The 26,308-nt window shown below is 33.9% G+C and carries 20 protein-coding genes and 2 pseudogenes; 3 read left to right on the top strand and 19 right to left on the bottom strand.

The genetic code is table 11. The features are described 5' to 3' along the window. Positions 1–35 precede the first annotated feature (35 nt). The 9 genes from ACM6UH_RS02665 to nhaC form a co-directional block, all read right to left on the bottom strand. The gene (locus ACM6UH_RS02665; RefSeq protein ID WP_047504619.1) at positions 36–1,025 is read right to left on the bottom strand and encodes a D-cysteine desulfhydrase family protein; all 990 of its coding nucleotides are present in this window, start codon (positions 1,023–1,025) and stop codon (positions 36–38) included. Positions 1,026–1,180: 155 nt separating this feature from the next. Continuing rightward, on the bottom strand, positions 1,181–1,726 hold the full coding sequence (locus ACM6UH_RS02660) for a GNAT family N-acetyltransferase (RefSeq protein ID WP_011302316.1): 546 nt from the start codon (positions 1,724–1,726) through the stop codon (positions 1,181–1,183). Between the two features lie 174 nt (positions 1,727–1,900). Beyond that, positions 1,901–3,937: a glucose-specific PTS transporter subunit IIBC gene (gene ptsG, locus ACM6UH_RS02655; protein ID WP_061050480.1), complete on the bottom strand. Its 2,037-nt coding sequence runs from the start codon at positions 3,935–3,937 to the stop codon at positions 1,901–1,903. Between the two features lie 236 nt (positions 3,938–4,173). Further along, entirely contained in the window at positions 4,174–5,568 is a 1,395-nt protein-coding gene (locus tag ACM6UH_RS02650; protein ID WP_011302313.1) for a YfcC family protein, read from the bottom strand. 333 nt (positions 5,569–5,901) lie between these two features. Next, positions 5,902–7,644 carry a pyruvate oxidase gene (locus ACM6UH_RS02645; protein WP_011302312.1) on the bottom strand — a complete coding sequence of 581 codons (1,743 nt, stop codon included), beginning with the start codon at positions 7,642–7,644 and terminating at the stop codon, positions 5,902–5,904. A 210-nt stretch (positions 7,645–7,854) separates the two neighbouring features. Then, positions 7,855–8,541: an LrgB family protein gene (locus tag ACM6UH_RS02640; protein WP_011302311.1), complete on the bottom strand. Its 687-nt coding sequence runs from the start codon at positions 8,539–8,541 to the stop codon at positions 7,855–7,857. Continuing rightward, positions 8,542–8,937, bottom strand: a complete 396-nt coding sequence (locus ACM6UH_RS02635) for a CidA/LrgA family protein (RefSeq protein ID WP_011302310.1) — start codon at positions 8,935–8,937, stop codon at positions 8,542–8,544. Positions 8,938–9,181: 244 nt separating this feature from the next. After that, positions 9,182–10,057: a cidABC operon transcriptional activator CidR gene (cidR, locus tag ACM6UH_RS02630; protein ID WP_002482286.1), complete on the bottom strand. Its 876-nt coding sequence runs from the start codon at positions 10,055–10,057 to the stop codon at positions 9,182–9,184. Positions 10,058–10,287: 230 nt separating this feature from the next. Continuing rightward, on the bottom strand, positions 10,288–11,634 hold the full coding sequence (nhaC, locus tag ACM6UH_RS02625) for a Na+/H+ antiporter NhaC (protein ID WP_047504626.1): 1,347 nt from the start codon (positions 11,632–11,634) through the stop codon (positions 10,288–10,290). Between the two features lie 182 nt (positions 11,635–11,816). On the opposite strand from nhaC, the gene ACM6UH_RS02620 reads away from it, so the two are divergent. After that, the gene (locus ACM6UH_RS02620; protein WP_047504628.1) at positions 11,817–12,248 is read left to right on the top strand and encodes a CHAP domain-containing protein; all 432 of its coding nucleotides are present in this window, start codon (positions 11,817–11,819) and stop codon (positions 12,246–12,248) included. 230 nt (positions 12,249–12,478) lie between these two features. Here ACM6UH_RS02620 and ACM6UH_RS02615 read toward each other — a convergent pair whose 3' ends face one another. From ACM6UH_RS02615 to ACM6UH_RS02605, 3 genes are all read right to left on the bottom strand, one after another. Further along, complete coding sequence (locus ACM6UH_RS02615; protein WP_061050479.1) at positions 12,479–13,453, bottom strand: SMP-30/gluconolactonase/LRE family protein; 975 nt, start codon at positions 13,451–13,453, stop codon at positions 12,479–12,481. 188 nt (positions 13,454–13,641) lie between these two features. Continuing rightward, the gene (locus ACM6UH_RS02610; protein WP_048787396.1) at positions 13,642–14,925 is read right to left on the bottom strand and encodes a hydroxymethylglutaryl-CoA reductase, degradative; all 1,284 of its coding nucleotides are present in this window, start codon (positions 14,923–14,925) and stop codon (positions 13,642–13,644) included. 2 nt (positions 14,926–14,927) lie between these two features. Beyond that, positions 14,928–16,079 (bottom strand): thiolase family protein, encoded by a 1,152-nt coding sequence (locus ACM6UH_RS02605; RefSeq protein WP_002482281.1) that lies wholly within the window; start codon positions 16,077–16,079, stop codon positions 14,928–14,930. A 104-nt stretch (positions 16,080–16,183) separates the two neighbouring features. Between ACM6UH_RS02605 and ACM6UH_RS02600 the strand changes: the two genes are divergently transcribed. After that, on the top strand, positions 16,184–17,353 hold the full coding sequence (locus tag ACM6UH_RS02600; RefSeq protein ID WP_047504632.1) for a hydroxymethylglutaryl-CoA synthase: 1,170 nt from the start codon (positions 16,184–16,186) through the stop codon (positions 17,351–17,353). 255 nt (positions 17,354–17,608) lie between these two features. Here the strand turns inward: ACM6UH_RS02600 and ACM6UH_RS02595 are convergent. Next, a pseudogene (locus ACM6UH_RS02595) lies at positions 17,609–19,199 on the bottom strand (BCCT family transporter). A 133-nt stretch (positions 19,200–19,332) separates the two neighbouring features. Beyond that, positions 19,333–19,866, bottom strand: coding sequence for a methylated-DNA--[protein]-cysteine S-methyltransferase (locus ACM6UH_RS02590; protein WP_011302302.1), 534 nt, complete (start codon positions 19,864–19,866; stop codon positions 19,333–19,335). 120 nt (positions 19,867–19,986) lie between these two features. Between ACM6UH_RS02590 and ACM6UH_RS02585 the strand changes: the two genes are divergently transcribed. Further along, positions 19,987–20,259, top strand: a complete 273-nt coding sequence (locus ACM6UH_RS02585; RefSeq protein WP_002482277.1) for a YrhK family protein — start codon at positions 19,987–19,989, stop codon at positions 20,257–20,259. Between the two features lie 96 nt (positions 20,260–20,355). Here ACM6UH_RS02585 and ACM6UH_RS02580 read toward each other — a convergent pair. The 5 genes and pseudogenes from ACM6UH_RS02580 to ACM6UH_RS02560 all read right to left on the bottom strand — a co-directional run bounded on the left by ACM6UH_RS02580 (position 20,356) and on the right by ACM6UH_RS02560 (position 26,126). Beyond that, positions 20,356–21,767 (bottom strand): annotated as a pseudogene (locus ACM6UH_RS02580) (MFS transporter). Between the two features lie 236 nt (positions 21,768–22,003). Further along, a complete protein-coding gene (locus tag ACM6UH_RS02575) occupies positions 22,004–22,696 on the bottom strand; it encodes an alpha/beta hydrolase (protein WP_011302299.1) in 693 nt (230 codons plus the stop codon). A gap of 42 nt (positions 22,697–22,738) precedes the next feature. Next, positions 22,739–23,203, bottom strand: coding sequence for a hypothetical protein (locus ACM6UH_RS02570; RefSeq protein WP_011302298.1), 465 nt, complete (start codon positions 23,201–23,203; stop codon positions 22,739–22,741). A gap of 260 nt (positions 23,204–23,463) precedes the next feature. Then, positions 23,464–24,639 (bottom strand): M20 family metallopeptidase, encoded by a 1,176-nt coding sequence (locus tag ACM6UH_RS02565; RefSeq protein ID WP_047504634.1) that lies wholly within the window; start codon positions 24,637–24,639, stop codon positions 23,464–23,466. 89 nt (positions 24,640–24,728) lie between these two features. Then, positions 24,729–26,126, bottom strand: a complete 1,398-nt coding sequence (locus ACM6UH_RS02560) for an MFS transporter (RefSeq protein WP_047504637.1) — start codon at positions 26,124–26,126, stop codon at positions 24,729–24,731. Positions 26,127–26,308: the final 182 nt, after the last annotated feature.

The raw sequence follows: 26,308 nt of genomic DNA, 5'->3' as shown, positions 1-26,308 counted from the left end.
GTTAAAAATGCGATTATTCTTTGTAAAAGTTAAATTTACTTTAATAATGAAAGATCTATTTTATGCAACATCGTTTGCAAACGTAAACGTGTCTCTTGAGTATAGCCTTGTAGTCCACCCGTATGTATAAATAGAATGTTGTCTTGATTATCATACGCACCAGATTTTATTTCATGAACTAAACCTCTAAAAGCTTTTCCAGTATATGTTGGATCTAGTATAATGCCTTCTTTTTGTGCAATATCGATATAAAATTGTAATTCTTCGTCAGTTGCTTTACCATATCCCAGTCCAATATAAGCATCGTTTATCGTAATTGTCTCGTATGATTGAATTGTTTCATCTAATTGCTTTATTATCTCTATCACTTTATTTTTGAATGTATGTGCACTTTGGTCTACTGCATAACCTATAATTTGCGTAGTTTCACAGTTAATCATTTGCCCATACCAAAGACCAGCATACGTACCACCAGAACCAACAGCAACATTGATTGAATCAAAATGTACTTTCAGCTCATCCTGTTGCTTTATGATTTCATTATACGCATTAACGTAACCATGTGTTCCTATCCAATCCGAAGCACCCACTGGAATTAAAAATGGAGTTTTCCCTTGTCCTTCAAATGTCTTATATAGCTTATCCATCGCATCTTCCCGAGAACTTGTTGGTTCGATGATATGTATATGCGCACCTAACATTGCATCTAAAAATAGATTCCCTTCATATTCTGCCATCTCTCCTCTTAGAACAAGATGACATGATACATTACACTTAGCACACAAGGCAGCTGTAGCACGTGCGTGATTCGATGTAATTGCTCCGGTTGTTATAATAGTGTCATATCCATGATCTAATACATATTGCATTGTATACTCGAGTTTACGCACCTTATTACCTGATATTTCTGATCCAGTGTAATCATCTCTCTTAATATAAATATTTTTTCCTAATGCATCACTTAACTGATCTAATTTTTGAATTGGTGTATTTAAATTGGCAATATCTAATTTATTATGTAACATTCTTTAATCTCCTTCATACGTGTCAAATCGCTAACGCTTTATTTTCCGGAAAATATTTTTCATGCTTTTCGTTCCGCTTCGATAATATATTTTTACTTAAGTAATCATCTGTAATTATTATGCATTGATTTTAAAAGAAGTAGTTCTACCTGCGCTTAAAAATCTCTTTTCAACAGTACATAGCGATTCATATCTCTAAAGCGTTCACCATTAAACACATCTTCATAATCTGTTGCAACAAATTTAAAGCCCGCTTTTTCTGCTACTTTACAACTCGCTATATTGTTAACATCCGCCATAATAGTTAATTTATTCAGTGATAATGTTTCAAAAGCGTAATGGCATAACTGTTTAACGCATTTTGTAACAATTTGCTTCCCTGTATAGCCTTCTGCTATCCAATATCCAACCTCTGCTTTGTAATTAGCTTGATCAATATGATGTAAATCTATCGTACCAATCATCGTTTCCTCGTAGTAAATCATAAATAACCTAGCCTTATTTTTTGCATGCTGCTGTATCATCATTTTCAAATATGCTTTTTCATCTTCAACGGTTACATCTTCCTTAATAAAATCTAAAAATGGAGATAAATGTGAAAAATTACTTTTAATCAAATCATATAAAGTTTCCGCCATATTTAACTCTGGCGGTATTAGCGAAACATTGGGCATTACATTCATTGCTGGTCTATAATTCATACGTTCACCTGCGATTATTTATTTGTTATCTCTCATGATATTTATATTTTCAGAATATTTCAATACTTTAGACAAAATAAAATAGGAGTAGCTTTGAAATCTATGATGAGATTTCAAAATTCTACTCCTATACTATATGGATAAACTCAAGTGTTTCATCCTAGTTTACAACATTTATTTGTCATCTATCACTTTAATGATTAATTGTTCTGCTGTTACATCTTTGACGTCTTCTACAGATAATTGTCTATCCTCTAAATTAGTAATAATTAATGGCGTAACCGTACTTGGTGCATGGGCTGTTATATAATCTAAATCAATTTGCATCAGTACTTGTCCTTTATGGACTCTATCATCTGTTTCTACAAAACTTTCAAAACCTTCCCCATTCAACTTAACCGTATCTATGCCTATGTGTATTAATAATTCAAGACCTTGATCTGATTCTAATCCAATGGCATGCTTTGTCGGAAAAATGGTTTTCACTGTACCATCGAATGGCGCAACAATTTTACCGTCAGCTAGTATAAACCCAACACCATCGCCCATCATTTTTTGCGCAAAGACTTGGTCTGGCACTTCAGACAACGGTATAACTTGACCATTTCCTGGCGCATAAATGTTTACTTCAGACGCACGTTCGATATGAACTACTTCTTCACTTTCTTCTTCCGTAACTGTCGTCTCTTGAGGTTTTGTAATTTCACCTTTCATAATCAAGGACATGTCGTGTTTAATTTGATCTGATTTAGGACCAAAAATGGCTTGCATATTGTTTCCTACTTCAAGCACACCTGATGCGCCTAATGCTTTCAATCCTGCTACATCAACTTTACCTTTTTCTTTTACTTCCACACGTAATCTTGTAATACATGCATCTAAATGCTTAATATTTTCTTCTCCACCCATTGCTTTCAATACATTAAATGGAAGTTCGCTTGCTGATGAATTTGTAAATTGTGCTTGTTTATCTTCGCGTCCCGGTGTTTTATACTTGAATTTTAAAATTAAGAATCGGAAGACAAAGTAATAAATAAAGGCGTACACAACACCTACAGGAATCACTAACCACCATTGTGTCTTGTTTGGTAATACACCTAGTAAGACGTAGTCTATAAATCCTCCTGAGAAGGTATATCCCAAATGTACATTTAATAAATATAAAATTAAGAATGATAAACCATCCAATATTGCATGCACAAAGAATAATACTGGCGCTACAAATAAAAATGAAAATTCTAATGGTTCTGTAATCCCTGTTAAGAAAGAAGTTAATGCAGCTGATCCCATTAAGCCAGCTACGACTTTTTTATTTTCAGGTTTTGCTGTATGATAAATGGCTAAAGCTGCTGCAGGGAGACCAAACATCATCACTGGAAATTCACCTTGCATAAATTTACCTGCAGTTAATTTACTACCTTCACGTATTTGTTCAATGAAGATACGTTGATCCCCATGAATCATTTCTCCAGCTGCATTTTTCCATGCACCAAATTCAAACCAGAATGGTGCGTGGAAGATATGATGTAACCCAAATGGTATCAATAATCGTTTAATAAATCCAAAGAGAAATACGGCTAATCCAGTATTCGAGTCAAGTAAACCTTCACTAAATGCATTTAAGCCTGTTTGAATACTCGGCCATATCCATGCCATTGGAAACGCTAATATGAATGATGTTGTTGCCATCATAATAGGTACAAAACGTTTACCTGCAAAGAAACCTAAGTAAGACGGTAACGAAATATTATAGAATTTGTTATAACACCAGGCTGCTAGTGCACCCATAATAATACCGCCAAATACACCTGTTTGTAATGTTGGAATACCTAACACACTTGCGTAGCCACTCGCTGCATCATTTACATTATCAGGAGATACATGTAAAAATGCACCCATTGTTTTGTTCATTACAAGATAACCTACAAATGCTGCAATAGCTGCAACTCCATCACCACTTGCTAACCCAATTGCGACACCCATCGCAAAAATCATAGGTAAATTATCAAATATAATACCTCCGGCACCGGTCATCATTTCTGCGACACTTTGAATCCCCCCATTTTGAATAAATGGTAAGTAGTGTTGTAACGATTCACCTTGCATCGCAGTACCAATTGCTAATAATAGCCCGGCAGCAGGTAAAATAGCGACTGGTAACATTAATGCTTTACCAATACGCTGTAGCTGTCCAAATAGCTTTTTAAACATATAAAAACATCCCTTCAAAAATTTAAAATTTTATCAAAACCACCAAAAAGCGCACAAAAAAAGACATGAACAAACAGACTATCTCAGATAGTCATTATGTTTGCTCATGCCTGCCTAACCAGTAACACGCAATTTGACGATTATTTTTTTATATTATATAACGCTTTCATTAAAGATACAATAACTAATTGCAAATTTATTTTATTTTTTTGATCTCAATCTAAATACCCTTGTGATTAGTAACCTACAATTAATGCAATCGACATACCAATACAACAGATAAGTACCCAAGTTAAAATAATCTTCCAAGCAAACTTCAACCATTGTGTATACGTGATTTTACCGACTGCTAAAGCGCCCATTAAAATAGCCGACGTAGGAAATAATACATTACTTATTGCATCACCATATTGAAATGCTAATACAGTGATTTGACGATTAATATCTAATAAATCCGATATCGGTACCATAAGCGGCATGGTCGTCAACGCTTGTCCCGATCCAGATGGAATAAAGAAATTTAACATGAATTGTAAAATGAACATTGCGATGATGACTAATGCTGATGGAACACCATTTAATAATGTCGTCATACCATAGACAATACTGTCTATGACTTGTCCGTTTTCCAAAATAACAATAATCCCCTTAGCAAATCCTACAATCATTGCCCCAAACAAAATATCTTTCATGCCATCAATCATTGCATCAAATGTACCATTTAAACCAAGTCCACCAATAAATCCAGCAAGTAAACCTGCCAATATAAAATTCGCACTCATTTCATTGAATGACCAACCATATGAAAAAATACCGTATACATTTAAGATAATTGCTAGAACGATTAAGCCTAAACCACTTGCTTGTCTTTTGGTAAAACGAGCTATATGCATGGACGTAACCGTATGTCCTTCAGATTGTTCTAATTCATAAACATAACTTTTTGTTTTATCATGCTTAACTTTACGCGCATATAACATCACTGTAGTGATAGCGGCAATTAAAATGAAAATATAGATGATGGAACGTAGACCCCATCCTGAAAACATCGGTAATTCTGCTACTGTTTGAGCAACACCTACAGTAAACGGATTTAACATACCACCCATAAAACCACTCGCTGCGCCTAATATAACCATAGCAGCACCAGTAAGCGCATCATAACCTAAAGTACGTGCAATGATGATCCCAATAGGTACAAAAATAATTGTTTCTTCTGCTAAACCAATTGAAAAACCTAAGATTGAAAAAATCGTCATCGTCAATGGAATCATCAGCACTTTATATTTTCCTAATGATTGCATTGCTTTATTTACTCCATTTTCAAATGCGCCCGTTTTATGTACAATGCCAAACGCGCCACCTACAAGAAAGATATAAAATACAATTTCGCCACCACTCATCAATCCTTCTGGAATTGCACGAAAAATATCGAAAAATGAAACACCGTGCTGTTGTACTTGTTCATACGAACCAGGAACGACAAGCGTCTGCCCATCTTTTTTCTCCCTGGCATATTCTCCAGCAGGAATTAAATATGTTAATATGCTAGAAATAATGATGATCATGAGTAACAGTGCATATGTATGTGGTGTTTTTATACGTAAATGCCTAAAGCTATGTTTCCCCATATTTTAACTTCCTCTCCCAACTATAAGTACGCTTTAAAATGTTCATTTATTTAAAATTTGTATAAGTCTTATTTTTATATTATGCCATTTACATATATAATTATCAGAATATTGCGCTTACTCTATTATCCCATAGTCCTAATTTTAATCAATGCTAAAGCGACAAAAAACGAAAACAAAATACAAATAGCAGGCCGAGATATTATTAAACATCTTGGCCTGCTATTCTAATAGAAAATCAATAACTAAATTATTAAATTATAGCAACCTAGTTATCCATTTTTAAATATTATTTTAGTCAAATAAACACGTTGCTACGTTCCGTTTTAACTATTAGAAGAAACGTTTAACGGCAGTTGACATTGGAGGGATTTCATCTAAATCTAGTTTTTTATCTTCTGTAATAGATCTGTATGCCCATTTACCATAATTAATTGCTTCATCTTTAACAATTTTACCAGGTAATGGTGCAGCATTTGGATCAACATAAACATTTACAATTGTTGGTTTATCTTGAGACATTGCTTCTTCCACTACTTCGTCAATTCTATTTGGATCTTTCAATGTATAACCAACACCGCCACAGCTTTCAGCAAATTTTGCTAAATCCATATCTGTGAAATTAATTGCATATTCTAATTCGCCCGCTGCTTGTTGTTCATATTTAATGAATGATAATTCTTGGTTATTTAATACAAAAATTGTCATTGGTAAATCATATTGAACGGCAGTTGCAAAATCTTGCATAACCATTTCGAAAGCACCGTCACCAGCAATACCGACAACTTGGCGATTTGGGTAAGCGCGTTTTGCTGCAATAGCACCAGGTAATGCACAACCCATTGTACCTAACCAACTTGAAACGATAAATTTGTTATTTACAGTTAAGTTTAAATAACGCGTAGACCAAACAGTTGAAGTACCAACATCAATAGAGAAGATGGCATCATCTGTTCTAACTTGATTGATAGCATCCATGAGACGTTCTGGGCGGATAGGCGAACTGCTGTCTGCCATATCTTTTGCCATCCATGAATCCCAAGTCGCTTTTCTTTCAAGTGTTTTATTTAAGAAATCACGATTTTTAACGTGTTTTGCTGAATCAGTTAGTTGTTGTAACGCTAATTTACTATCACCAATGATACCAGCATTTACATCGAAACGGTGTCCAATATTTTCAAGATTTGTATCGACTTGAATTGCTTTAATATTTTTCTTAGGTAAATAATCTACATAAGGGTAGTTCGTACCTACCATAATCAATAAGTCTGCATCTTGAATTGTTTGATAAGATACTTTCGTACCAATCTTACCTAAATTACCTAAGTTATAAGGGTGGTCATCTGCAAGAATCCCTTTCGCAGGTAACGTAACAATTGTTGGGATTTTAAATGCTTCGATAAATTCACGTACTTCATCTTTAGCGTGTTTCGCACCTGTACCAAGTAACATCACTGGACGTTTACTTTTATTTATTAATTTAGTTGCTTTTTTAACACTACGAGGTTTTGGCGCAACTCTTGCTGGAGGTGCAGTATCTACACCTTTGCTTGTAGTATCTTTAACTTTATTATTTAATAAGTTGTTTGGAAGAATTAACACCGCAACACCTTTTTTCTCATAAGCTGTGCGAATCGCTTCATTCACGATACCAAATACGTCTTTATCATTTTCAGAAATTTGATGTTTATATACAGCAACATCATCAACCATGTTACTAATATCAGTTTCTTGGAAAGCTTTTGTACCTAAAGCAGTACTATCTGTTTGTCCTGCTAAAATAAGTTGCGGTACGTTATCCATTTTGGCGTCATACATACCATTAAGTAAATGTACAACACCTGGACCACCAATACTTAATGCGACACCAATTTTACCTGTTAGTTTAGTGTAACTTGCAGCAGCTAAACTTCCGACTTCTTCATGACGCACATGTACAAACTCAATATTATCTCTTTCCGTTCTTAAACTATCAACTACTGCATCTATTGAGTCACCTGGAATACCATAAATATGATCAATATCCCATGCTTGTAATGCTTTTACTAATGCTTCATTTGCTTTAATCTTGCCCATTATTAAAAACTCCCTTCATTTTTAAATCGACTTCAATCGAATTTTTAAAGCTAATTTTAAGATAGATGTGGAACAGTAAGCTGATTTTCTAATATCTTTTTTAAATAAAGGAGTAGTTCTTTAAAATATTTACATTAATTTCATTTAACTCCAGCTCACTGATACCAAATCATTACTTAAATGTACAAATTGATTATAACGCATACCTATTTAGTATAAAAATAGTATGAGTATAGGTAAAACAATTGAACTTAGAACTGCTGTTAAAATCATACCAATTGAACTATAAGCACCAGTTTCTGAATCAATATCAAGTGCTTGAGCAGTACCAAAGGCATGTGATGCGTTACCATAAGTCATTCCTTTAGCAATTGAAGATCTAAATCTTCCTAATCTTAATAAATAAGCGCCTAAAATGCTACCAATCAAACCTGTCGTTATAATAAACATAACCGTAATTGTATCAATGCCACCTAGTTGATGTGACACTTCAATACCTACTGCAGCCGTTATTGATCTTGGTAACATCGTTACAATAGTTTCTTTAGAATAGCCAAATAATTTTAATATACTAAATACAAATACAAAATTTAACATGACCGCCATCAATACACTACTAAAAATAACACGCGCATACTTTAAAATTTTATGACGGTTTTGATAAAGTGGGAAAGCTAAACAAACCACCGTACAATTCAATAAATAATTAATCCATTTTCCACCGAGCATGTAAGTCTTGTAATCTACTCTAAATAATAATAGAACAATAATAATACCAATAGATGCTATAAGTGCAGGATTCAAAAATGGAGTTTGAAATTTTTGTTGTAGCTTTTTCGCGCCAATATACATTGCTATTGTTAAAATAATCATTATTATCGCTTCTAAAATCAACATCTAATTAACTCCATTCCCGTCTTGTTTATTTTTAACCATTTTTTCAGCTATAAAGCCTGAAATTAAAGCTACGCAACATGTACCAAGAAGAATCATTGAGAAGAATAAAATGAAATTCAAATTAATCATTGGTACAACATCCATGATTCCTACTACTGAAGGTACAAAGAAAAATACCATTGTCGTTAGGAAAAAATTTGACCCTTCATTTACCCATTTTGCTGGAATTACTTTAAATTGTAATAATAAGAAAAATAATAATAATCCTACGATACTGCCTGCAATGGGTATATGCATATAACGTTGAATTACATTACCTAAATAAGTAATCCCCATAATCACTAATACTTGAATCAACACTGTTATTATCTTTTTAAATTGTTGCAATAGCATCATTCCTTAATTGCATTTTTTTCTACTTGCTTTCCTGATTACAATTACTAGTATAGAATGATTATTCTTATAATAAAAATATTGAATTTTTATATGACCTATTATGATTATGAATGAAAGCGGTTTGATTAATCATTTCAGATAATAAATCCTCTTATTCTAATGAATTACGCATAAAAACCGAAAAGAAATCTTATTTAATGTAAGATTTCTTCTCGGCTTTTATTAAGTGTATATATGTTTATCTTTATAATCTTTCTTTCATAAAATCAATCCACTGTTTCGTTGCATGACTTAGGTACTTATCTTTTTTCCAAATCACACCTAATTCCCAACGCATACCTGGATCTTCTAATGTTTTGTTACTAAAACTACTATCTAATAAATGTACAATATTTTCGGGTAATATGCTGACTCCTAAATGGGCGTTCAATAAGTTTTCGATAAAATTCCACTGTGAAATTTTAGAAATCGTATTAGGAATAAAGCCGGCATTTTTCGCCGCTTCAATAATTTTGTCGTTCAAATAAAAATCTTCATTAAATAAAATGAAGTCTTCATCTTTTAACATACTCATATCAACATGCGCTTCATTCGCTAAATGATGTTCTTTATTTAATACTAATTTTAAATCTTCTTGATATAACGTCACAGAATGAAAAATGGACTGATCAACCGGTAATGTTGTGATGCCTATATCGATTTCATCATTAATTAATTGTGTTTCTATCATTTTCCCGCCATTTTCGACAAGACTATAGGTAACATTAGGATATTTTTGATGAAATTCACCTAAAATATTAATAAATTGGTTCATGTTCATCACTGCAGACAAACCTATACTGATATGCCCGGTTTCCAATCCTAAAAGGCTATTGATTTCTTTCGGCACATCATTATATAACGTTAAGATTTCCTTACATTTTTTATAAAAAATCGAACCCGCATCGGTTAAGACAAGTTGTCGCTTACTGCGATCAAACAATGTCATATCTAATTCTTGTTCTAAATCTTTAATCGCTTTACTTATTGTCGGTTGAGCGATAAATAAATGTTTTGAAGCATTCGTCATACCTTTTTGGTCAACAACTTCAACAAAATATTTCATATGTTTAATGTCCATGTATTCACTCCTTTGCATATATTTATTTAATATTATTCAGTATACGTTGAAATTTCAATAATTCAATAATATCGTAGGACTGAAACCAAATTTACTATTAGGCTTACATCTCACTTTAGACATTTCAACTAAAAAATGAATACAGAACATATATTCAATACATTTCATAAACTATCATAACACGTACAAAATAAAATTATTTTCTTTTATTTATTAAATTCGTTTCAGTTTTAAGCATTATTCGCATCATTTGTTTGTGTTAATTTATTTGGTTGATTAGTTATTTCATTATCTTGATTGCTAAGTTTAACAATTTTAAATCCAATATAACCAAATATTATTGAGATGATAGGGACTGTATAATTTAATATCGCATAGGGAGCATATTCTATTACTGAAACACCTAAGGTAGATGCAATAAATACGCCGCATGTATTCCAAGGTACAAATACAGAACTTAATGTACCGCCATCTTCCAGTGCTCTCGAAAGGTTTTTAGGATGCAATTCCTTCTCCTTAAAGGCATTAATATACATGCGAGAAGGTACGATGATTGATATGTATTGCTCTGAACAAGTAATATTTGTGCCGATACATGATACGATGACCGATGCTATTAATGTACCTGTAGACTTTGCAATTTTAAGTATCTGAGTGATTAAAGCCTTTAGCATACCTGAGTACTCTAATACGCCACCAAACGTCATCGCTACTAATGTTAAAGAAATTGTGTAGAACATAGATTCTAATCCACCACGGTTGAATAATTCATCTACAAGTTTATTACCTGAATCAATCGTATACCCTGTTTGTAGCGCGGTTAATGCTTCTGTAATCGTACCACCTTGTACAAAGATTTGTGCAAAAAATCCAAGAACAATCCCCATACAGATGGCTGGAATCTCCGGTACTTTTAATACAACTAGAGCTATGACGATTAAAGGAATTAATAATAACCATGGCGTAATTAAAAAGTGATTTTGCATGGTGTCTAGAATGGCATTAATGTTTTTTGTATCAAAGTTTTTCGTCCCAAAACGGTGACCAATAATAAAGAATGCAACCAGTGAAATGATTAAAGCTGGAATCGTTGTATAGAACATATGTTTAATGTGCTCAAATAAATCAACGCCTGTTAAGCCAGAAGCCAAGTTCGTGGTATCAGAAAGCGGGCTCATTTTATCACCAAAATATGCACCACAAATGACCGCACCAGCAACCATACCAGCTGAAATCCCCATACTGATTCCAATGCCCATTGATGCTACTCTCACCGTTGCCATCGTTGACCAACTACTGCCAATCGCTAATGCAACAATACCGCACAAAATAACAACTACAACCAAGAAATATCTTGGATCTATCAATTGCAACCCATAATAAATCATAGTCGCAACCACACCACTACCAATCCATGAGCCGATTACTAAACCAACTAATATAATGATGACAATCGCTGGTAAAGCATGTCTTATGCCCTTATACATCATTTCTTCTACTTCACTGAATTCATAACCATGTATTAAGGTAACTAAAATAGCCACTGCTGTACCAATTAATAAATGATAGTTGGACAATTAATGATATTGATTTGTGATATTGACTTTTAAATATGCACTTATTCAGATGTCATATTACAATTGTGTGGCATATATTTCTTCCTTGTTAAAGTTATTTGTAATAATTGTTTATATTATTGTACTTTTTACTTCTCAACCTTATTATAAAAATATAATTTTAAAAATGACTGGAGATATGTATGAATATTAAAAAGAAATTAGTAAATGTATTTATTGCAACTACGCTATTAATGACAGGGACAGTCACTTTTCAAGCGATTAATGAATCACAAACTACAAATGCTGCTGTTAACTATTACTATAAAAACCAATGTACTTGGTATGTATTTAAAAAACGTGCGAGTGTCGGTAAAGTTGTACCAAATGGTTGGGGTAATGCAAAGTACTGGTACAGTAAAGCTAAAAAAGCCGGATATCGTGTAGGAAAAAAACCAGCAAAACGTGCTGTCATGCAATCTACTAGTGGCACATACGGTCATGTAGCATATGTAGAAACCGTTTATAATAATGGTAGTATTAAAGTCTCTGAATATAATTACAATCGACCTTTAGCCTATGGAACAAGAGTGTTAAGCAAATCCTCTGCAGCGAAGTACAATTACATTTATTAGTTTCTATTTAGACTAAATAGATGCAAATCATAATTGCCATAGAAATCTTTCTAGATTAGCCAGCGTTTTATATAACTGTTACAAACACGCCATAGATGACGTCTTGCTGTTTAATTCAAGCCAAAACGCATACCTAAAAAAGTGGCGGCTCAATGTTTTCAGTCATCTGCTGCCAAATAAGAATAAGCGTCCGAGACATCTATTCATGTCTCGGACGCTTATTTTATATATTAATGAAATTGATAACTTTGATGACCTTTAGCAAATGCTTTAACAGTGTATATCCATGATCCCCCATCATTTTCGATGTCATTTGCACAAATGATGAGTTGGTCTGTACCTGGTATAAACGCTGGATGTGTCGATCTTAACATGTGACCTTGATCGCGCCCTGGCATTAATATCTGACCAATAGGCGAACCTTTTTTATTAAAAACGAGAACTTTTCCTTGACCATACATGGCAACATACAAATTATCATCGCTATCAATACAGCACGAGTCTGGACCCTCATGACCTGTAAAATAATATGGAATGGAAGCACCAAATGGCGCAATTGTCACCCCATCCTCTAATAAATCGATACGGTGTAAACGATTGGCATTCGTTTCTGTTACCCACAATGTTTTTTCATCTGTGCTTAAAGCTACACCGTTAGCAACTGCAAGATTTTGTATGACTGGTGTAATTGATTTAAAATCTGGCGATACATAATAAACGCCACCTTTGAGATTAGTAGAATAACCACGGAAATCAGTAAAATAAAACCCACCTTTACTATCAAAGACAAGATCATCAATACAGTATTCAGTTCCAATATCTGAAACGATATCTTGCGCGTCATTACCGTCAGCATCTACCATGAAGATTCCTCCAGTGCTCTCAAAATCCCCTAAATAGCAGACAAATAGTCTGCCATCTTTATGAATTTTGACGGCTGCTGGGTTTTGTTTATGCGATTTAAATAGTTCAGTGACTTTTTTATCTGGTAAATTCACATGAAAAATCGTACCACCAAACACTTCACAAAGTAATAAGTTACCTTGTCTATCAAAGCATAATCCTTCTAACTGTAATCCTTGTTTAGATATTTCTAGCCAAGGATCGGCAGTGACTGTAGGTAATTGTTGCTCATATGCAGGTATTGGTGCGACACTATTTTCTCCATCTTTATAAGCTAGTACTGGCAATTCATTTGAATCCATAAAGCTCCACCCCTTTTTTAATTACTCATCTTCTTAATTATATGCAAAGCCTTTCATAAAATAAAATAATTTCATTTCCTGAATCGTGCGTATATATCTAACGCTTATAATAAAAACCCCTTTTAATGAGAAATTAAAAAGGGTTAAATAATTAATAAATGACTCTATTATAATCATTCGTATTGTACTTATTGTTTTTGTAATCTTAATTCGTCTAATAATTGTTGGGCAACAACTGTATTCGCTCTTGGTTGTGTTTTTAACATATCCGCAATTTGTGCTATTTCCTCACCTTGCGCACCAACAACGATTGCTAAAGATTTATATTGTAAGCTCATATGTCCTTGTTGAATACCCTCAGATACAAGCGCACGACAAGCTGCAAAGTTTTGTGCTAAACCAACTGCCGCAACAACATGACCAAGTTCTTGCGCAGAATCTACTTTCATTAAATCCAGAGATGCTTTTGCAATAGGTAACACTTTCGTGCCTCCACCTACCGTTGCAAGTGTCATTGGTACTTCAATTGTTCCCACTAAAGTTTGTCTTTCTTCATCATATTTCCATGTTGCTAAACCACGATATTGACCATCTTTACTTGCATAAGCATGCGCTGTAGCTTCTGCACCTCTAGTATCATTGCCTGTTGCGAGTACAACTGCATGTATGCCATTCATGACACCTTTATTATGTGTAGCTGCACGATGGATATCAACTTGAGCTAATACAGAAGCCCGTTCCATTCGCTTAGCAACTGCTTCGCCATCTCGATCACCTTTAGATAACGCATCAACTGTAATTTCACCTTGTACCTTTACTACAGAAGCTGTGGCATGATTCGACAAGATACTCATTAATATATCAACGTCTTTTAATTCATTTTTAAGATACGCTGTTATACCTTCTAATATGGTATTTAACATATTCGCACCCATTGCATCTTTGGTATCTACGGATACTTTTAATGATAATAACCCTTCATTTGGAAAAGTATCAATATCTATTTTACGATAGCCGCCACCTCTTTCTATAATAGAAGGATACACTTCATCCGCAATTTGTTTAATTTGCGTTTCGAGATTATATATCTGTTGTGATAGTATCTCAGTATCGGATACTCCATCAAAAACGATTTGACCAATCATTAGACGTTCACTAGAAATAACTTTAAATCCACCTGTCTGATTGACAAGTTTTGCACCGTAACTTGCCGCTGCTACTACAGATGGTTCTTCAACCATCATCGGTACCACGTAAGATTTATCATCTACTATAATTTCTGGCAATAAACCGACAGGTAATGTTCCTTGTCCAATGACATTTTCAATTAAACTATTCGCAATTTCTTCAGGAATTAAAGGATTATTTAACAAAGTATTTTTATTTTCTTCATTTAACCAACCTTTTTGAACTAACGTGTTTAACTTGTCTTCTCTTGATAAATGACGAAATGATTTGTCTAATGCTTCCATTATTAAACCTCTCTTTCTATAGCAATAGCGATACCTAAACCGCCACCAATACAAGCAGTAGCAATGCCTGTTTGTTTATCTTCTTGTGTTAAAATATTTACAAGTGTTGTAACTAAACGTGTACCACTTGCACCTATAGGGTGTCCCAAGGCAATCGCTCCACCATATAAATTGAGTTGTTCTTCAGCTATACCTAGATTTTTACTTACTGGTATACTCTGCGCCGCAAAAGCTTCTGTCATTTCAACCACATCAAAGTCTTCTATCGCTTTATCAGCTTGGTTTAATAATTTTGTAACTGCATGATATGGTGCATAACCCATTAACTCTGGATCACAGCCTATTTCTGCATGTGCTCCAACAAATGCTAATATTTCAAAACCATTTTCTTTGGCATAAACTTCATCCATCAAGATAATTGTTGATGCCCCATCATTAATGCTTGAAGCATTGCCACCTGTCACAGTACCGTCTTCTTTAAAGATTGTTTTTAGTGTACTTAATTTTTCAACACTACTATTGCCACGAATACCTTCATCTGTGGTCATCCAGTCTCCGTTTACATCTTCTAAAGGTACAATTTCATTTTCAAATTTCTTAGCTTGTGTGGCTTGATGTGCTTTCAGTTGTGATTCATTAGCAAACGCATCTTGCGCTTCACGTGTCACATCATATTTTTCAGCAATTTTTTCCGCTGTAATACCCATAGGTACATTCATAAAGGCATCAGTAAGACCATCATGCATAAAGCTATCAACAGGTGTTTCACTGTCATTTAAAATGAGTTGAGGCGCATTCGTCATACTTTCAACACCGCCAACTGCTACGACTTTGGCTTCACCTAATTGTATTAATTGTTTTCCTAAAATAATGGATTTCAATCCTGAACCACAGACTTCATTTATTGTCATAGCTGGTGTTGTATTAGGCACGCCAGCATTAATAGCGATTTGACGTGCTGGATTTTGTCCATTGCCAGCTTGTAGTACATTACCATATATGACTTGCTCAATATTTTGTGAATCTAAATTTATAGCTTTTATAGCAGCTTCCAATGTTTTAGTGCCAAGTTCTACTGCTGAATAATGACTTAACTTTCCTTTAAATCTCCCTATCGGTGTACGCTTAGCACTTACAATTGCGATTTTATTCATGTTCATTCTCCTTTATATCTCTTTTTCAAATCATTGTATTTTATTGTCACGATTTGGTATGATACAATTGCTTATTTATATATAGAAAGGTGTCGATACGCTTTATGACAGTTGGTATTGATCAAATTAATTTTTATGTTCCAAGATTTTATGTAGACATGGCTAAGCTTGCCGAATCCCGTCAAGTAGACCCAAACAAATATTTATTAGGTATTGGCCAAACTGAAATGTCAGTAAGTCCAATGAGCCAAGACATCGTTTCAATGGGTGCAAATGCTGCCAAAGCGATTGTTACAGATGAAGATAAAAAACAAATTAGTATGGTTATTGTTGCAACTGAATCTGCCATTGATTCAGCTAAAGCATCTGCAGTACAAATACATAACTTGCTAGGCATTCAACCATTTGCTCGTTGTATTGAAATGAAAGAAGCTTGCTATGCAGCTACACCTGCCATTCAATTAGCTAAAGATTATTTAGCACAACGTCCAGATGAAAAAGTGCTTGTTATCGCTAGTGATACAGCGCGTTATGGTTTACATTCTGGCGGCGAACCAACACAAGGTGCTGGTGCAGTAGCTATGATGATTTCACAAAATCCACGCATTCTTGAACTAAATGACGATGCCGTTGCATTTACAGAAGATGTCTATGATTTTTGGCGTCCAAGCGGACAAGCTTATCCACTTGTAGATGGTGCTTTATCTAAAGATGCTTATATTCGTTCATTCCAAGAAAGTTGGCAAGAATATGCACGTCGCCACAACAAATCATTAGCTGATTTTAAATCTTTATGTTTCCATGTACCATTTACTAAAATGGGCAAAAAAGCACTTGATTCTATTTTAACAGATGACATTGATGCTGAAACAAAAGAACGTTTAACTTCAGGTTACGATGCAGCCACTTATTATAATCGTTATGTAGGTAATATTTATACTGGCTCACTTTACTTGAGTTTGATTTCTTTACTTGAAACACATGATTTATCTGCAAACGATACGATTGGCCTATTTAGTTATGGTTCAGGATCTGTTGGCGAATTCTTCAGTGGTAAAATCGTAGAAGGCTACCAAGATGTACTTGATATTCAAGGACATAAAGATTTATTAAATAACCGCGAAGAAATTTCAGTCGAAACTTATGAATCATTCTTTAACCGTTTCGACAATTTAGAATTTGATCATGAAACTGAGTTAGAAAATGAAAAAAATACTATCTTCTACCTTGAAAGTATTAATGATCATATCCGTAATTATAATACCTTAAATTAGATTTTAAATCACTAAATCTTATCACCTACGAACGACATCCTTTAAATTGTCTTATTTATTGTATACATTTTAATCAAATGTCCGTTGTTCGTTATAAATTCAAGTTCAAAATTATTAATTAATAATGAGCGCTTTCATACTCCAGTTTCACTGATGTAATGAAAAGCGCTTTTTATATTCAATAAAAAAATCCACCTCAAAAATTGTTTAAATTCTTTGAGGCGGATATAGGTTTAACCGTAATAACAACAAATGTTATTCGTATCTTTTTCTATTTTCTTCTTCAATCAATTTTGTATATGTTTCACTTCGTTTTTCATTTATTTTTAATGTTAATCCCAAGGCTTTTCTCTCACTATTAGCATCCTTATACAAAGAAACCATCATTAGAAAAACAACAACACTAAATGGAAGTGCTGAAATAATGGCAGCTGATTGTAAAGCGCTTAGTCCAGTATCTCCACCTGCTAACAATAATACATAGGCAATAGCTGCTAAAGCCAAACCCCAAACAATTTTTATAAAACCTGAAGGATTTAATGTTCCATATGCAGTTTGCATTCCCAGTACATATGTCGCAGAGTCGGCAGAGGTAATAAAGAAAGAAGCTATCAACGCTAATGCTACAATTGATAATATAAATCCAAATGGCAATTCATTAAAGATGCCAAACAGTTGCGTTTCTGGTGGCATTTTTAAAATGCTTGAATGCGATTGGCCCACTGTAATACCTGTAGCACCAAAAGCACTAAACCAAATAATACTTATAACAACTGGAACACCCAAGACTGCAATGATGAATTCTCTAATACTTCTCCCTTTGGAGATTCTAGCAATGAACGTACCAACAAACGGACTCCAGCTCATCCACCAACCCCAATAATAAATAGTCCAAGATTGAAGCCACTCACTTTTCTGTTCGTTCAGCGGCGCTACGTCTAAACTATTAAATACAAGTGAGTTTAAATAATCACCTGTACCACTCGTCATCATGTTGAGGATAAGTAATGTTGGACCAACGACAAATATGACAATTAACAATATCGCTGCTAGAACCATATTCAAATTACTTAAGTACTGTATGCCTTTACTTAATCCACTCCATGCGCTGTATAAAAACAATACGGTAACGATTGCAATAATAATACCTTGTACAACTGAATTACTTGGTACACCAAATAAATAATGCAAGCCACCATTAATTTGAATCGCACCGACACCTAAAGAAACAGCAACACCAATCACTGTTGCAAATACAGCGAGTATATCAACGATGTTACCAATTGGCCCATCTACTTTATCATCTAATATAGGTCTCAATGTTCTTGAAATAGAGACCATTTTCACCTTTACGAAACTGAGAATAAGCAAGACCTAAGGCAACAATACCGTATACTGCCCATGGATGAAATCCATAGTCAATAAATGACGACTTAAAAGCTTCAGCCATAGCCGCTTTTGTTTCTGGATCTGCTGTTGGCGGTGCCATATAGTGGGATATTGGCTCAGAAGCACCGTAAAATACTAAACCGATACCCATACCAGCACTAAATAGCATAGCAAGCCAAGAAACTGTTTTAAATTCTGGTTTATCTTTTGGTTTTCCTAACTTTAACTTTCCTATTGGACTGAATAATAAGAAAATACAAAATCCTAATATAGCAGTATAAAGTAGCATATAGTACCAACCAAACGTCTCAGAGACCCATGTTGATATATTGCCACTAACTGTTCCGAATTGTTGTGGAAAAATTGCACCCACAATCACTAGCAAGCCAATTACTGCTGTAGAATATAAAAATACACTTGAAAATCCCTTTTTTTCCTTTAACAGAACACTCACCATCCCTAAATAATTAAATAAAGACGGTTATCACGATATCATACTGAGCTAATTAATCAACTCTATTTAGAAAAACTTTACAATCAGTAAATAGAAAGTGCAAAGCTCAATACATGTGGGTGTTCCTTAGACTGCATCAAGGTTTCGTACTGTGCTTGGGTCTATAAAATACATTCATGTCTAGACCCTCTAATTTTAACAATTCTATTTTGGTATCTATGCCACCACCATAACCAGTCAAGCTTCCATCTTTTCCTACAACTCTGTGACAAGGAATGATAATAGAAATCGGATTACTACCAACTGCACCACCAACAGCTTGAGATGACATCTTAGCTTCACCTCTTTTCTCAGCAATTTTTTGAGCAATTTCTCCATAGGTCCATGTTTCACCCTGTGGTATTTCCAAAAGTATTTGCCATACTTGTTCCCTAAATGATGTTCCAGTTGCTTTTAAAGGAAAATCTATTTTAGGATTATTTCCTGAGAAATACGCATCCAACCAACGTTTTGCTTTATCAAAAATTGGCAAATCAGCTGTCATTAATTCATCTTTATACTGTGTTTCAAAGTCTTTATGATTAGGTAACCATAAACCCGTTATATTTTCCCCATCTGAAGTGAGTGCGATTTGACCAATTGGCGATTGATAATTACTTTTATAATGCATGGTATCCCCTCTTTTCCTTACTCATTTATTGGTTATAATCTTAATGCTTTCATCATTTCGTGTAAACTCGTAAGATGATATATTAAAATATTTTCATTACTTACTAAAGGAGGACTGTACATGTCTAAATTCAAACAATCATCTAAACACTTAAATTTAAGTTTCCATCAAATCCAAGCATCTGACCGCATAACAGCCATTTACAAAGCACTTTACCAATTCAATGATGTCGTACTCGGCTTAGTTTTTCTAATTGGTAGTATTCTATTTTTTAATAGTTCAACTGTAACAAATGGTACGATATTATTTGTTATTGGTAGTATTCAAATGACTATAAGACCATTAATTGCCTTCGTACATGATTTACATCTTGCTTTTAAACGAAAGCAATAATGAATCTTGTTAAAGGATTTCCTAAGTTAAAACACAATTCCAAGATAAACCTGGCCAAACCATCTAATTATGCAGCGACCAGTTTTTTTATTTTTATTATCCTTCTGTCACTTGCCCCTTTTCGCCTTGTCTCACTTTTCGCGTTGGAATAACCAGTGCACTTGCACATACGCCGCCTATAACCAAACATGTTCCAACTACAAACCCAATACTAGCAGCTGTATCAACTGTTTGTCCGCTTTGTGAAACTCCAGTAAATATGGACGTCATAATCGCTATACCAAAGGCTCCACCAAGCGTTGAGCTCATTTTAAAAATACCAGATGCTACCCCAACTTTTTCTGCAGGAGTTGTTGAAACTGCGGTGCTTAAAGCCGGTCTAGCAAACAAGCCAGTACCTCCACCAAAGAAAACCGCAGCAATTAATGCGACTACTACATAAATTGAAGTATTAAAGAAAGTTAAACTAAATAACAATATACCTGTCGCTGTAAAAATAGGTCCAACAACCATTGCGCGTTTTGCACCAAAGCGCTTGATACTTTTTTCTCCTAATCGAACTACAAGTAACAATGTAATTAAATAGGGTAGCGTTAACAAACCAGCTTGAAAAGCACTGAATTTCAAGCCACCTTGTGCATATATATTAAATAAAGCAATAACGCCTACACCAGTATTCAACAAAAAGTTAGCAATGACTGCACCAATAAAAGGTTTGTTTTTAAATAACTCCAAATCAATAAACGGTGATTGCTTTGCTTTTTCTACTTTATAAAAAATAAAAATACAGATAATAAATACGGCACTCAATATTAGCGTTGCTGAACTTAACCATCCTAATTTATATCCTTGTGTAATTACAAACTGATACTAGCAATCATAATTACAAAGATAGTTAGACCAATATAATCAAAATGGTTAGATTGTGCTTTGACTTGTTTGCTTTCTGGCAGGTTTTTTACCAACAGCAATGCAACCAAGGACAAAAGTATAGAGAGTACAAAGATGGATTGCCACGATATAAACGTAGCCATTGCACCTGCAAAGAATGATGATAGGCCGGTCCCTCCAAATGCACCTATAGACCAAAAACTTAATGCTTTTTGTCTATCATCCCCTTCAAAGAAATCATTAACGATAGAAATGGTTGCTGGCATAATAATCGCTGCTGAAAAACCTTGTACAATTCTTCCCAAGAGCAACAAAGTGACATTACCAGAAATAATAAGCATCAATGATCCAATAATACTCAAAATTAGAGCAATACGCGTCATCTTAACCTTCCCAATTCTATCTGAAATGTTACCTGCTACAACCATAAAGACGCCAGTAACAAATGATGTCAAACTTACTGAAATGTTAACAATATCTGGACTTGCTCCAAAAGTTGCCTGTATCTTAGGTCCAATATTTAAAAAAGATTGTGCAAATAGTCAATAAGTTAAAATAGATAAGACAATTCCTACCAATAACTTATTGTCTGAAATTTTAGTAGTACCTTCTGTCATAAAAAAACATCCCCTATGTTTAAACTAATACGAAAATTCAGCTTAATATTTTTAAAATCATATATCCAACTCACTGCCCAAAACGTTATTTTACACATTATGGCTAAGAGCGGTATCGGTATATTTAAAAATGATTTACACTTTGAATTTTAGCATTTTTTAACATAAAAAGGATGAATTCACTTATTTTTTGCGAATTTTCTGACAATAATCGTATTTCTTTTATCTGTCGCTACTTAAAATAATTTATTGATTGCTCTATTAAAATATTTCTTAAAATAATATTGGCGGTGCAGCCCTTTTCTATTTGTATCAAAATAAAATACGGATGTCTCTGATACTAGCAGTTCATTCAAAATATCTACTGCTGCCTCTGTTTGTGGCACCATATATTGGTTTAAGTGATTACTTTGTTTCCCTTCAAGTTGGCCGACATACCAGTAAATATGATGTGTTGAATTAATAATCGGTTGGGATTTCATAAACTTAACAAAGTCAGGGTACCAAACTGAAGGTGAAATTAATATATAATGCCCAAACGTATCTGCGTGTTTAAACAACGCATATAGCGATACGAGCCCACCAAATGAGGCACCTGCAATACCGATGTCTTTTCTATCCTGAGAAATACGGAAACATTTTCTTAAATACGGTATTACCGCATCAGCCACCCAAGTGATATACGCATCCGCTTGACCACCATATTCAATATCACCAACAACACTTTTCCAGGGTGTATAATCTTTTTTTCGATTATTAGGCACGATACCAACAAATATAACGTCTTTTTTTACATCTTTAAATAAGTAGTCTCCATCTTGAACTATAACTAAAGGATAAGACTTACCGTTTGTCTTAAAATAATTCTTCGGTAATTTAATTTTTATTTCTTGGTGATGAAAAGATAGACTGAGTTCTCTTATACTCATAACAATCACCTCTTTCTATAACCAACTTAAAACGAACTGTTTTTATAAGAAATTATAAAGGTTAATATCGTTTTCTTTAGCATACTCTAAAGCTAATATTTCCAATATATTAATCATTGATGGATTGCCTTTAACTTTAATAAATTGAAATTTTAATCCATAATTTTCAGCTTTAATTTCTTTTGTTTCAGCTTCATCTAAGCTATTTTGTTCGGCAAATACTCTTCTGAATCTTGCAGTACCAGAGTCTGATTTCACATTAAATTGGCCTAATTTATCGTTTAAATCTTTTTGTGTTATTTTATAACCCGTCATATAACCGCCTACTTGGCCCACAAAGATAGGTTGCTTATTATTAAAAATAACAAAAATCCCTTTTTGACCTTCAACCTTACTTCTGCTGTCTTTATCAAAAGCACGTGCCTTTGATTTATCATATTTAAAAAGCTTTTTTAGTGGTTTTTTATAATTATCAAGCAGTTCACTTATTTTTTTGTCACCGTTCATTTTAATCATCCTTTATCATTTTATTATCACTCTTTATATACACTATATCGTATTTTCATAAACTTACGGTAACATATATGTTTTTTGATTAATTTTATACAATACAAATAGAAACAGAATGATGATAAGCTACTTTATATAGCTATCTCATTCTGTTTCTATGTTTACAATAAAAATAAATGAACTTTATCAAAATGAATACTAGAAAATATCTCTATTCCTCATAAGGTACAAATGTTTTCAATCATTGGGCTTATATTTTATTTTAAATAATTCATGACTGTAACACCTACAGCCTCTGCTGAGACACGTAAGGCTTTTTCACTGATATTGAATTTAGGATGGTGATGTGGATAGATGTTACCATCTTCTGGAGCAGCACCCGCATATATAAACGTACTAGGCAACGCTTTTGCATAATACGCAAAATCTTCTGATGGTGGCTGAGCTTCACATCTTTCTACTTTTTGAATGGCATCCGTATCAGCACTTTGAATTGAGTCGACCACAAATTGCGTAAACTCTGGATCATTGTACAACGCTGGATAATCGTCATGATAATCTAATTCACATGTTACACCAAACGTAGCTTCTAAACCTTCTGTTAAACGTTGTATTTCTTTCTTAATCGTATGTTTTGTGTCATCTGTCAGTGCGCGAACGTCTCCTTCTATTTCGATACTGTCTTTAATAACATTAAATTGTCCTTTACCATCAAATGAGCCGATAGTAACAACACCTGTTTCAAATGGATTTAATCTTCTTGAAACAATTGTTTGAACTGCATTGACGAAATATGCGCCAGCAACAATACTATCATTGGCTGTATGTGGTGAGGAACCATGTCCACCTTGGCCATTCACTTTCAATTTAAAGAAATCCCTACCAGTTTGAACATACCCTTCACGATAATAAATATTACCTGCTGGCATTTGACTCATAACATGTACGCCTAATACATGATCAACGCCATTTAATACACCATCTTGAATCATTGCTTGTGCACCACCAGGTGGTACTTCTTCGGCTGGTTGGTGAATGATGACTACTTTCCCTTTGAATTGTGATTTTAATTCAATTAACGTTTCTGCAAGTATGAGCATATATGCTGTATGCGCATCATGACCACATGCATGCATGACACCATCATTTTTAGATGAAAAAGATAAACCTGTATCTTCTTGGATTGGTAAAGCATCAAAATCTGCACGAATTGCAATTGTTTTACCCGGTTTTCCACTATCAATCGTTACTTTCAAACCATTTGGTCCAACATTTGTCTCAACTTCACAGTCTTTATCTTTATAAAATGCTTCAATATATTTAGGTGTTTCTTCTTCGTGAAATGATAGTTCTGGATGCTCATGTAAATATCTACGTATTTCAATCATACGTGACTCTTTGTTTTTTAATATATCTATTAATTGTTTAACCATTATTATTCCTCCTAATAATCCTTTGTTTAATAACATGATACACTTTCTAGTTTCTCTGTATGTGTTAAAACATTTATAATTGTTTTATTTTAACACTTAGCTTTTGTTTTAGTAGCTGGCACCATAAACATGATAATGATTAAAGATAATAGTGCCATAATGACATTTAACCAAAGACCTGCGAATGCACCAATTTGAACATTTGTTGCACTTGCTATAACACCAAAAAGTGCGCCTGATAATGCAATACCAAATGCACCACCAAGTGATGATGCCATTTTATATATACCTGAGGCAACGCCCACTTTATCTTCTGGAGAATTAGAAATTGCCATATCTGTAGACGGTGTCGCATAGAATCCTAAGCCTAAACCATATAATAAATAACCAATAATACAAACTACTACATAAATAACACTAGGTAAGAATGTCAGCGATATGAGCATAATACCTACCATATTAAAAAGTGTCCCTAATAGCATCGGCTTTTTAGCGCCCACCTTTTGCAATACTTTCTCACCTACACGGATCATTAATAACACAGTTATTAAGTAAGTAATGGATAACAGTCCTGTTTGAAATGCATTAAATCCTAGTCCTTGTTGTACAAATGTATTAGCAACTAAAAGTGCACCTGCAACACCATTCAATAAGAAATTAGATAATGTGGCACCTGTATATGCTTTATTATTAAATAATTTAAAATCAATTAATGGATTACCCACCCTGTTTTCAACTTTTAAGAATATGATTGTTGCTACTATAAATATAATAATAAGACCTAAAATCAATGGCGACGTGATACCGAATGTTCCACTTTGCGTTATAACAACGTTAATACTCAACATCATAATCACAAATAATATCAGTCCACTATAATCAAAACGTTGCTTCAGTGTGCTTTCTGATTTTGTTTCGGGTGTTCCTTTGATTAAATACATTGCTAATAATGCAATGATAATAGATAAAATATATATCCAGCGCCATCCCACAAAAGTAGCAACCATACCTCCAAATAATGATGCTAGTCCTGAACCTCCCCAAGATCCTATAGACCAGTAACTTAACGCACGTTGTCTCTCTTTTCCTTCAAAATAAGTTTTCATAATTGCTAATGTTGATGGCATAATAGCAGCCGCAGACAATCCTTGAATAACCCTTCCAACAATTAATAATAGTGGTAAATTACTGATAATGATTAATAATGATCCAATAATACTGAGCCATAAACCAATATAAGTAATTCTTACGCGTCCCACTTTATCAGCAAGACTCCCCGCACCTACAACAAACATACCTGAAAATAAAGCTGTAATACTAACTGCAATGCTAATTGTTCCAATATTACTATCAAAAGATTGCTGTAACGTTGGGACCACATTAAGTAAAGATTGTGCAAATAACCAAAACGTAACAACGCCTAACACAATACCTAATATGAGTTTATTATCCCCTTTATAATTTTGTGTATTTCCCTGTTGTGTCATTATACTTCCTCCTCTATCCAATTTAACTAATGACCATTAGGGAAGATAAGCTTTCATTGTAAATGCCCTTCATAGCAACATTTTCAACTCTATTAATTCGCTATCCTCTCTATCTCAAGTGTAGTGATTATCAATTAATAGCAATATATATTATTTGCTATTTTAACTACCTATTTATTGCA

The organism is Staphylococcus sp. LKG4-2, assembly GCF_050955665.1.
Classification (GTDB): Bacteria; Bacillota; Bacilli; order Staphylococcales; family Staphylococcaceae; genus Staphylococcus; species Staphylococcus saprophyticus.
This window is presented reverse-complemented; position numbering and strand designations above follow the sequence as displayed.